The 1,442-nt window shown below is 55.9% G+C and carries 1 pseudogene; it reads left to right on the top strand.

Annotation, left to right across the window (positions count from 1 at the left end):
* Positions 1 to 109 precede the first annotated feature (109 nt).
* Positions 110 to 1,403: pseudogene (locus ACP7B9_RS17175) on the top strand (IS3 family transposase).
* Positions 1,404 to 1,442 lie beyond the last annotated feature (39 nt).

The raw sequence follows: 1,442 nt of genomic DNA, 5'->3' as shown, positions 1-1,442 counted from the left end.
TGAACTGCTCCCCGAAAGTTGGACTGAATAATTCAGTTCCTTACTTTCGGGGAGTTTTTTATGCGTAAAAGTAGTTCATTGACCATCGAGCAGCGGCTAGCCGCCGTCGATCTGTTTGAGGAAGGATTTGGGTATCGCGCGGTATCCTCAAGGCTGGGAGTCAGCATGCCGGCTATCTGCAAGTTGGAGAGTCGGTTCAAGATCTGGGGTAGAGCAGCATTGGACAAGAAACCAACCAAACAGGTGTATTCCTTCGAGTTCAAGATGGCGGTTGTTCGCCAATATCTCGACGGTGAGGGGACGCGGCAGGACCTTGCCCGGATGCATCAGCTCAGTTCCCTAGATCTCTTGCGAGCATGGATCCGCGCTTATCGGGACTATGGCGAAGAGGGCCTGCGCCCCAAGCCCAAGGGCCGGCCCAAATCTGTGCCTGGGACCCCATCGGTCGAAGTCAGTGAGCTCGAGAAGCTCCGCCGTGAGAACGAGCGTCTGGCGGCGGAGAACGCTTATCTAAAAAAAGTACGAGCCTTGAGGAACCAACCACCGCACTGAAAGTCAGCGCCGTGATCGCCCTCAAGGCATCCCATTCCCTGCCCCTGTTGCTACAGGCAGCTGGGTTGGCTCGTTCCACGTTCTTCCACCGCCAAGCCGCACGCAAGAACCCTGACCGGCACGCAGAGCTTCGAGCCCAGATCCACGAGATCTTCACCAAGGCCAAGGGCCGCTACGGCCACCGACGCATCAACGCAGTCCTGAGACGCCAAGGCTGGCGGATCGCGCGCAAGACCGTGCTGAAGCTGATGCGTGAGGAGAACCTCTTCTGCAAGGTCCGCACCCGCCGCAAATATTCCTCTTACAAGGGCCAAGTCGGCAAGATCGCCGAGAACCTGCTCAAACGAGAATTCGATACGGATGCGCCGAACACTAAATGGGTGACCGACGTGACCGAGTTCAAAATCGCCGAGCAAAAGGTATATCTCTCACCGGTGCTGGATCTCTTTGACCGCTCGATCATTGCTTACTCGGTTTCCGAATCGCCAAACACGGCGTTCACCAACAAATCACTCACCGAGGCGATCAGCACCCTTGGCCCGGGCGAGACCCCAATGATGCATTCAGACCAAGGATTCCAGTATCAACACACCAGCTGGCAGAAACTCCTCAGCAACGCCAAGATGACCCAATCCATGTCGCGCAAGGGCAACTGCCTGGACAACTCGGTGATGGAAAACTTCTTCGGTCATCTGAAGGAAGAGATGTTCCACCGCCAAAACTTCACCGACATAAATGGGTTCACCACCGAGCTGGACGACTACATCCGCTGGTACAACACCGACCGCATCTCGTTAACGCTGCAGTGCCTGAGCCCAATGGAATATCGGGCTCAGGCACTGGCTGCGTAGACTCTTATTTACCGAGTCCAACTTTCGGGGCCCAGTTCA

It is taken from the genome of Arthrobacter sp. TWP1-1 (assembly GCF_049897845.1).
In the GTDB taxonomy this organism is placed as follows: Bacteria; Actinomycetota; Actinomycetes; order Actinomycetales; family Micrococcaceae; genus Specibacter.
The sequence above is the reverse complement of the archived record's forward strand: the minus strand, read 5'-3'. Positions and strand labels throughout refer to the sequence as shown.